The organism is Microbacterium sp. P2_F9, from assembly GCF_056403635.1.
Window position 1 is genome coordinate 1 of sequence record NZ_JBFUFC010000165.1, and the last position, 8,678, is coordinate 8,678.

Annotated in this window: 9 protein-coding genes and 1 tRNA gene; 2 read left to right on the forward strand and 8 right to left on the reverse strand. The window is 69.0% G+C overall.

Translation table 11 applies throughout. From position 1 onward, the window contains the following. A partial coding sequence (locus AC1DVT_RS15145) for a DMT family transporter (RefSeq protein WP_477389853.1) occupies positions 1-927 on the reverse strand: 927 nt, incomplete at its 3' end. A 75-nt stretch (positions 928-1,002) separates the two neighbouring features. Between AC1DVT_RS15145 and def the strand changes: the two genes are divergently transcribed. After that, on the forward strand, positions 1,003-1,569 hold the full coding sequence (gene def, locus AC1DVT_RS15150) for a peptide deformylase (RefSeq protein ID WP_477389848.1): 567 nt from the start codon (positions 1,003-1,005) through the stop codon (positions 1,567-1,569). Positions 1,570-1,668: 99 nt separating this feature from the next. Here the strand turns inward: def and AC1DVT_RS15155 are convergent. The 5 genes from AC1DVT_RS15155 to dusB form a co-directional block, all read right to left on the reverse strand. Continuing rightward, a tRNA-Asn gene (locus AC1DVT_RS15155) sits at positions 1,669-1,741 on the reverse strand. Between the two features lie 56 nt (positions 1,742-1,797). Further along, positions 1,798-2,583 carry an ATP-binding cassette domain-containing protein gene (locus AC1DVT_RS15160; protein WP_457098582.1) on the reverse strand — a complete coding sequence of 262 codons (786 nt, stop codon included), beginning with the start codon at positions 2,581-2,583 and terminating at the stop codon, positions 1,798-1,800. Positions 2,584-2,632: 49 nt separating this feature from the next. Further along, positions 2,633-4,486 (reverse strand): DNA primase, encoded by a 1,854-nt coding sequence (gene dnaG / locus AC1DVT_RS15165; protein ID WP_457098581.1) that lies wholly within the window; start codon positions 4,484-4,486, stop codon positions 2,633-2,635. Then, positions 4,486-5,859: a deoxyguanosinetriphosphate triphosphohydrolase gene (locus AC1DVT_RS15170; RefSeq protein ID WP_477389854.1), complete on the reverse strand. Its 1,374-nt coding sequence runs from the start codon at positions 5,857-5,859 to the stop codon at positions 4,486-4,488. The genes dnaG and AC1DVT_RS15170 overlap by 1 nt, the downstream gene beginning before the upstream one ends. A gap of 7 nt (positions 5,860-5,866) precedes the next feature. Further along, on the reverse strand, positions 5,867-7,057 hold the full coding sequence (gene dusB / locus AC1DVT_RS15175; RefSeq protein WP_477389849.1) for a tRNA dihydrouridine synthase DusB: 1,191 nt from the start codon (positions 7,055-7,057) through the stop codon (positions 5,867-5,869). A gap of 59 nt (positions 7,058-7,116) precedes the next feature. Here dusB and AC1DVT_RS15180 point away from each other — a divergent pair, with 59 nt between their 5' ends. Next, positions 7,117-7,623: a glutathione peroxidase gene (locus AC1DVT_RS15180; RefSeq protein WP_477389850.1), complete on the forward strand. Its 507-nt coding sequence runs from the start codon at positions 7,117-7,119 to the stop codon at positions 7,621-7,623. Between the two features lie 39 nt (positions 7,624-7,662). On the opposite strand, the gene AC1DVT_RS15185 is transcribed toward AC1DVT_RS15180, so the two are convergent. Both AC1DVT_RS15185 and AC1DVT_RS15190 read right to left on the reverse strand, forming a co-directional pair. Continuing rightward, positions 7,663-8,343: a DsbA family oxidoreductase gene (locus tag AC1DVT_RS15185; protein WP_477389851.1), complete on the reverse strand. Its 681-nt coding sequence runs from the start codon at positions 8,341-8,343 to the stop codon at positions 7,663-7,665. A gap of 103 nt (positions 8,344-8,446) precedes the next feature. Next, positions 8,447-8,678 (reverse strand): hypothetical protein (locus AC1DVT_RS15190; RefSeq protein ID WP_477389852.1); only part of this gene is annotated, 232 nt, incomplete at its 5' end.

An 8,678-nucleotide genomic window follows, 5' to 3' on the forward strand; every position in this document is an offset into this window, starting at 1 on the left:
CTCAGCGGCGTCCTCGGCCCGCTCGATCTCGAGAATCGGATGGTGTTTCGCCAGAGTGACGACGCCGTAGATCGCGATCAGCCCGGCGACGGCGAAGCCGACGAAGGCCCACGGCGGCGCCGTGGCCGCCTCCTGCAGCACGGTGAGTCCGATGGCGACCGCGACGATCGGGTCGATGACGGTGAGGCCGGCGATCACGAGATCCGGCGGGCCGACCGCATAGGCCGTCTGCACGAAGTAAGCGCCGATCGCGACGGCGGCGATCAGGGCGATCAGGCAGAGCAGCGTGAGCCACTCGAACGCGCCGTCCTTGACCCGCTCGATGACCACCTTCGCGAGGGTGGCCACGAAACCATAGATGACGCCCGACGCGACGATGTAGAACAGCGCCTGGCCGCGTTTGCGCAGCCACAGCCAGAGTCCGGCGAGCACGACGAGCACCACACCCAGCAGGGACAGGATGATGACGAGCTCGCGGACGGTGACCGGGTTCTCAACGGCGAAGAAGGCCGCGATCGTCACGAAGATGAAGATGCCGCCGACACAGGCGATGATCGCCCGGATCGACTGCTTCGTCGGCTTGACGCCGGTGACCCGCGAGTTGAGCAGGGTGGTGATCACCAGCGAGACGGCGCCGATCGGCTGGACGATGATCAGCGGGGCGAAGGCGAGAGCGGCCAACTGACAGCCGATAGCCAGGCCGAGCATGACTGTGCCGGACACCCACGATGGCCGCCGGAACAGGCTGCCGAGCTGGCTGAGGCTCAGGCCGGTCGCCCCCGACGCACCGCTGAGTCGTGCGACCTTGGCGACTCCCCGGTGCTGATACTGCGCACCGAACGACATGAACACCGCGCCGAGCAGCGCGAGCGGAATGCCGAAGAGAATCGCCGGGTCCTTGAAGAAGCCGATGAGGCCATCGGTCATGTCGTTGAGGGTCACCCCGGCCGCCCAGATCACCCTTTGACACTAATCGCAGTGAGCCCTCGGTAGGCTCAAGGCGTGGCCGTTCTGCCGATTCGCATCATGGGAGACCCCGTCCTGCACGCTCCGGCGGTGCCGGTCGGGGACATCACCGAGGAGGTGCGCACCCTCGTCGCCGACATGTTCGAGACGATGGATGCCGCGCCCGGCGTGGGGCTCGCCGCCCCGCAGGTCGGGGTGGCATTGCGCATCTACACCTACTCGTATCAGGACGACGAAGGCCGGCCATGGCGCGGGGTGCTGATCAACCCAGAACTGTGGATGCGCCCGCTCGAGCCCGGCGACCCCGACCCGGACGACGAGTCGGAGGGCTGCCTGTCGTTCCCCGGCGAGCGGTTCCCGCTGCGTCGGTCCGAGGCGGTGCRGGTCACCGGCACGGACCTCGACGGCGAAGCCGTGCGGATTGAGGTGGACGGCTGGCGTGCGCGCATCATGCAGCACGAATTCGATCATCTGGACGGCATCCTGTACGTCGACCGGCTGAGCGACGGCGATTGGAAGACGGTGCAGAAGATCGCGCGCAAGCGCGGCTGGGGGCGGCCGGGACAGGCCTGGACTCCCGGCGTCGACGACATCGAGGCGTGACCGCCGCTGCCTGACGGAAAAGCCGCAGGAAAAGGCGAAGGCCCGGGGTGGAAGCCCGAGCCTTCATTTGAGAGCCGCGCAGATGACGCGGATTTCTCGCTCCCCCACTTGGACTCGAACCAAGAACCTATCGGTTAACAGCCGATTGCTCTGCCAATTGAGCTATGGAGGAATGCGCCCCCGCTTCGCGAAGGCAACCCGACTATCTTAGCAAATCCCGAGGGCACTTCACGACGCGATGAGCCGACGGTCTGCCTCGGCGCTCGGTGTCCACAGCAGATCGTGCGTTGCGCCGCCGTAGGCGATCGGGTGCCCGGCCCGCAGGACCAGCACGTCGGCCGCCAGGTCGCGGACGACCTCGGGATCATTCGTCACCGCGACCACCGACATCCCACGATCCCGACGACGCAGGATGGCATCGCGCGTCGCGATTCGCACTTCGGGGTCGAGATTCGCGAATGGCTCGTCGGCGATCAGCAGGCGTGGCTGCAGCACCAGGGCCCGTGCCATGGCGACGCGCTGACGCATCCCGGCACTCAGTTCGTAGGGATACTTGGCGACCGCTCCGAGCGGGAGCATGAGTTCGTCCAGCAGCGTCGCCACTCGCACGGCAAGCGCCTGCCGATTGACCCGGTGGTCGCGTGAGGTGATCGGCGCGCCGATCACATCGCCCACCGTGATCCGGGCGGGCAGGGTCGCGCCGGCGGACTGGGCGAGGTAGCCGGTCAGGTAGGTGAGCTCCCGCTGCGCCCGGCCCGGCCGGCGGACGGGGATGCCGAGCACATAGGCGTCACCGCCGACGACTGCCAAACCAGGAGCGTCGACACCGGAGAGGATCGTGGCGAGACTCGACTTGCCTGCGCCGGTCGGCCCCATGATCGCGAGGGCCCCGGCATGCGGAAGCGTGAAGCTCACGCCGTCGACCACGCGCACATCCTTCGCGGCGCGGGTGGTGCGCGCGACACTGAGGTCGACGGCGCGGATGGCGACATCGGCATCGCGACGGCGGGACATGCCCTCATCCTGCCGTGCGCGCCTTCCTGACGCCAGCGACTCGCGGCGATCAGCTGTCGAGGACGAGTCGCTGCCGCTGGGCGTCGAGCTCGCGCAGGCGGATCCGGATGCGTCGTCCTTCGTCGGAGTTCGGAGGAACGCGCTGGATCGCGCCGAGCAGTTCGCTCTTCTCCTGATCGACCATCCGGGCGATGAGGCGACGGGCGAGATCGGAGGCCGAGGCGACGGCGTGATCGTCGTCGCGGGCCGGGAAGTCCGAGGTGAGCAGTTCGGCAGCCAGCGAGCGGAACGGCTCGCGCACGGTCCCCACGGCGTCCGCCGCCCATCCGGGCCGATCCATGTCGGGGGCGGCCGCGACGGCGCTTCGGACAGCGTCGAGGGCCGGATGCCGGAACGGCAGGTCGACCGCCTGCCGGCGCAGCTCGGGGTCGAGGCGATGCCCGAACTGCAAGAAGCCCATCAGCGCGTCGCGCTCGAGTGCGACCTCGGCCGTCCGAGGCAGCGATCGCATGGTCACGCGGACGATCGGCGCGCCGTCGGACTCGTCGCCGACAGGTTCGACGGCGGCCTCGGGAGCGTGCCGCGCGCCGCGACCGGCGCGTTCGACCTCGCGCCGGACATCCTCCGTATCCATGCCGAGTCGCCGCGCAAGCACCCGCACGTACTCCGGCTGCAGGAGCGGGTCGCGCAGCTCGGCGACGACCGGAGCGGCGGACCGCAGCGCGCCGACGCGGCCCTCCACGGACGCGAGGTCGAAGCCCGTGATGCGCTGGTCGAGCACGAACTCCACCATCGGCACCTTCTCGTCCACGATGGTGCGGACCGCCCCGTCGCCGCGGCGCAGCCTGAGATCGCAGGGGTCGAGCCCGTCGGGTCCGACCGCCACGTAGGTCTGGGCGTTGAACCGCTTGGCATCGGCGAACGCGCGGATCGCGGCCTTCTGGCCCGCGGCATCCGGATCGAAGGTGAAGACCACTTCGCCGGCCGTCGAGTCGTCGCCCATGACGCGGCGGAGCGCAGTGATGTGATCTGAGCCGAAGGCGGTGCCGCAGGTGGCGATGGCGGTCGTGACGCCGGCCAGGTGGCAGGCCATCACGTCGGTGTACCCCTCGACCACGACCACCCGATGGCTTCGGGAGATCTCGCGCTTGGCGAGGTCGAGCCCGTAGAGCACCCCCGCCTTCTTGTAGAGCGGCGTCTCGGGGGTGTTGAGGTACTTCGGCCCGTTGTCGTCATCGAACAGGCGGCGGGCGCCGAAGCCGATCACCTGGCCGGTGACATCGCGGATCGGCCAGACCACGCGACCGCGGAAGCGGTCGTAGACGCCGCGCTGGCCCTGCGAGACGAGCCCGCTGGTGATGAGCTCGTCCCGGGTGAAGCCCTGCACGGTGAGTGCGTCGAGCATCGCCGACCAGCCCTTGGGTGCGAAGCCGACTCCGAAATGCGCGGCAGCGCCCGCGTCGAACCCGCGCTCCCCGAGGAAGCGGCGGGCGATGTCGGCCTCTGCCGTCGGCAGCTGCGACCGGAAGAACTCCGCCGCTGCCGCGTTGGCGGCGTACAGCCGCGTGCGACCGGTGTTCTCGGGAGCGGCCCCGCCGTCCTCGTAGTGCAGCGTGTAGCCGATCCGCCCGGCCAGCCGCTCCACAGCCTCGGTGAAGGACACGTGGTCCATCGCCCGGAGGAAGGAGTACACATCGCCGGACTCGCCGCAGCCGAAGCAGTGGTAAAAGCCTGCCTGCGCGCGCACGTTGAAGCTCGGACTGCGCTCGTCGTGGAAGGGACACAGGCCCTTCATCGCGCCGACCCCGGCGGATTTGAGGGCGACCCGCTCGCCGATGATGTCGGCGATGTTCGTGCGGGCCTTCACCTCGTCGACGTCGGCCTGCCGGATGCGCCCGGCCATCAGTGCCTCACCGGGATTGCGATCGCGGATGCCGCGAAGTGGCCGGGACGCGACGCCCCGGGTGCCCACACGCCGATCGAGGCCGCGTCGATCTCGCCGACGAGGCGGCCATGCCACGCGATCGCCAGCTGGTCGGTCAGGCTCGCGACCTGATCGACGACGACACGGCGGCGCGCGGCATCCGTCGTCGCCACAGCGAAGTCCTCGGCGTACAGCGCATCGAGCGCGTCCGGCTTCTCCCAGAGTGCCGAGGCGAGGCGCCGCAGCACTCGGCGCTGCTCCTTATAGAGCGCCTTGCGGCCCTCGATCGACACCACGACCGCGCCGATGATGCCCTTGAGCACCGCCATCTCGGCCTCGACCACCCTCGGCACGATGACGTGCGCGCGGTACCGGGTGAGGGTGGAGAGACCATACGCCTCACGGGTGGCCGAGGTCGCCGCGCGGGCGAAGCGCCCGATGAGGTCGGAGGTGAGGTTCTTCAGGCGGGCGTGATCGGCGCGCGTCCCGTTGAACGACGCGATCCATTCCGGGAGGCGCATGAGCCGGTACAGCGCGTCGGCGAGCTCGTCGCGGGCGAAGTCGAACCCGACCCACGCCTGGATCGCGGTGAGCAGAGCGTCGTGCTCGGCCACATCCGCCAGCCGGGTCGGGTCGAGATAGCCGTTGACCACTGCGTCCTCGAAGTCGTGGACGGAGTATGCGATGTCGTCGGAGAGGTCCATGACCTCCGCCTCGATGCACCGGACGCGCCCCGGCGCGCCCGCGCGCAGCCAGCGGAACACCGCCTCGTCGTCGGGGTACACGCCGAACTTGAGCCGGCCGCCGGCATCGGGGAGGGGGTGCTCGAAGGTCCAGGGGTACTTGCAGGCGGCGTCGAGGCTGGCCCTGGTGAGGTTGAGCCCGAAGCTCGCACCCGAGTCATCGACGACCTTGGGCTCGAGGCGKGTGAGGATCCGGAGCGTCTGGGCGTTGCCCTCGAAGCCGCCGAAGTCCTCTGCCCAGTCGTTCAGCGCGCGCTCGCCGTTGTGCCCGAACGGGGGGTGCCCGAGATCGTGGCTGAGGCACGCGGTGTCGACGACGTCGGGGGCGAGCCGCAGCGCGGTCGCCAGCTCCCGGCCGACCTGGGCCACTTCGAGGGAGTGGGTGAGGCGGTTGCGGGCGAAGTCCGCGGGGCTCGCCGGGCTCAGCACCTGGGTCTTGGCCGCGAGCCGCCGCAGTGCGGCGGAATGGAGGACCCGGGCGCGATCCCGCGCGAAGTCATCGCGCAGCGACCGGTGGCGCTCGGGATGGAAGCGCTCGGCATCCGTCTCGTCGTACCCCTCCGGCCGCTCCGCTGCGACCCCCACCGCGCCCGATCCGTCGGGCACCACAGCGCCGTCAGCCGCCACTGTGGTCGAGTTCCGCTTCGGCGAGCGCGCAGGATGCCTCAGCCCCGAGTTCGCGCGAATCCAGCCACCCATCGGGCAGAGCCGGACGCTTGGGCGTGCCGGCGCGACCGCGCTGGCCCTCGGCGGCAGCGCCGGGATACGGGGCATCCCACTCCATCGTGGCCAGCAGCTCATCGATCTCGGCGAGGCTCGAGGCCGTCGCGAGCTGGGCTCGCGTCTCCCCGCCGACCGGGTAGCCCTTGAAGTACCAGGCGACGTGCTTGCGGATGTCGCGGCAGCCGCGGGCTTCGTCTTCGAGGAATTCGACGAGCAGCTCCGCGTGACGGCGGAATGCCGCGGCGACGAAGCCCAGGGTCGCGTCCACGGCGGCGTCGGCGCGTTTCGTCTCGCTTCGCTCGCTCAACGACCGGGGGCCGCCGAGGGCGCGGGCGAGATCACCGAACAGCCACGGCCGGCCGAGGCAGCCGCGCCCGACGACGACGCCGTCGCAGCCGGTCTCGGCCATCATGCGCACGGCGTCTTCGGCGGACCAGATGTCGCCGTTGCCCAGCACGGGAACAGACGTCACGGCCCCTTTGAGCTTCGCGATCGCCGACCAGTCCGCCTGCCCGGAGTAGAACTCCGCCGCGGTGCGGGCGTGCAGGGCGACGGCGGCGACGCCGGCGTCTTCGGCGATGCGGCCGGCTTCGAGGTAGGTCAGGTGGTCGGCGTCGATGCCCTTGCGCATCTTGATGGTCAGCGGCACGTCTCCCGCGGCGCGGACGGCGCCCGTGACGATGTCGCGGAAGAGCTCGCGCTTCCAGGGAAGTGCCGCTCCCCCGCCCTTGCGGGTCACCTTCGGGACGGGGCATCCGAAGTTCAGATCGATGTGATCGGCTCGGTCTTCGGCCACCAGGATCCGCACGGCCTCTGCGACCGTCGTCGGGTCGACGCCGTAGAGCTGGATCGACCGAGGCGTCTCGGACTCGTGATGGGTGATCAGGCGCATCGTCGTCGCGTTGCGCTCCACGAGAGCACGGGACGTGATCATCTCGCTCACGTACAGCCCGGCGCCGTATTCGCGGCACAGGCGGCGGAACGCGGTGTTCGTGATCCCCGCCATCGGCGCGAGCACGACGGGTGCGTCGAGCTCGATCGGTCCGATGCGCAGAGCGCGGGACGGGGCGAGGGTAGGGGTCACTTCACCATTCTCCCAGATCCAAGGCGACCGGCACCTGAATGCGGCCTTAGCCTGGACAGATGACGACTGAGTCCACGAAGATCGCGCTGCGCGACATCCCGTTCCACACCGCCGATGGGCAGACCCGAACCCTGGGCGATTTCGGCGATGGGGTGCTGCTCGTCGTGAATGTGGCGTCGAAGTGCGGACTCACCCCGCAGTACGCGCAGCTGGAGGCGCTGCAGCGGGCGTACGACGATCGCGGGTTCACCGTGCTCGGGTTCCCCTGCAACCAGTTCGGCGGCCAGGAGCCGGGCTCGATCGACGAGGTCGTCGAGTACTGCACGACCACGTGGGGTGTGAGCTTCCCGATCCAGGACAAGATCGAGGTGAACGGCGACGACGCCGCCCCGCTGTACGCGGCACTGACTTCGGCCCCGAATCCGGAGGGTGTGACGGGACCGATCACGTGGAACTTCGAGAAGTTCGTGCTGACGCCCGACGGCGACGTGCACCGGTTCTCGCCGCAGATCAAGCCCGACGACGAGGCGATCGTCTCGCTGATCGAGTCGCACCTCGCCCGCTGACGCCGATTCGCGCCCCCGAAGGAGCGCGAAACCCGGCGATCAGGCCGCGGACTCCGCGTTTTCGCGGTGCTCCGCCCACACCTGGCGGGTGATCTGCGTGAACGCCTCGGGCGGCTGCGCGCCGGAGACGCCGTACTGTCCGTCGATCACGAAGAACGGCACGCCGTTGATTCCGTAGGCCCGCGCCTGCGCCTGATCGGCGTGCACGTCGGCGAGGAAGCGCCCGCTGCGCAGCGCCTCACGCGCGGCGTCGGCGTCGAGTCCGACATCCGTCGCCAGAGCGACCAGTTCGTCCTCACGGCCGAGGTGGCGCCCTTCGGTGAAGTACGCCGACATCAAGCGCTCGACGAGTTCGAGCTGCCGTCCGTTCTGCTTCGCGAAGTGCAGCAGCTCGTGCGCCTTGACCGTGTTCGTGTGCTTCAGCAGATCGAAACGGTACTCGAGGCCCGCCTCCGCCGCGACGCCGGTCACGCGTTCGAGCATCTGCGAGGCCTGGGCAGGAGAGATGCCCTTGTGGTTCGCGAGGTAGGCGGATTCGTCGCCCTCGAAGTCGACGGGAGTGTCGGGAGACAGCTCGTAGGAGTGGTAGGTCACCTCGACGAGCGGCGCGTCGTCATCGGCGGATGCCTCGGCCAGCCCCTTCTCGAGATTGCGCTTGCCTATGAAACACCACGGGCACGCGATATCCGACCAGACTGAAATTTGGATTTTATCGACCATGATCAGGGATTTTCCTCGTTATGTAGCACCTCGGGTGCAGAGCAGATTTGCCGCACGACCCTCACGACAACCGAACGCGGTGCAGTGTCATTCCCTGCCGCGACTAGATCGCGGTCGGCTCCGGATTCGGGTCGTCCGGTTCGTCGCCGACCGCTAGCTCGATCACGATCTCGGCGAACGATCTCGACTTTGCTACCCGATCCAGGGAGAAGTCTTCCGACTCCGCGACGCTGGAAGCCTCGGCGACTACAAGATCTGTGGCTTCCTTAACTGCGTCCTTCTCGACGGCAATCTCGATCATGGCGAGCTTCGTCAACTGGGCCGGACTATAGATC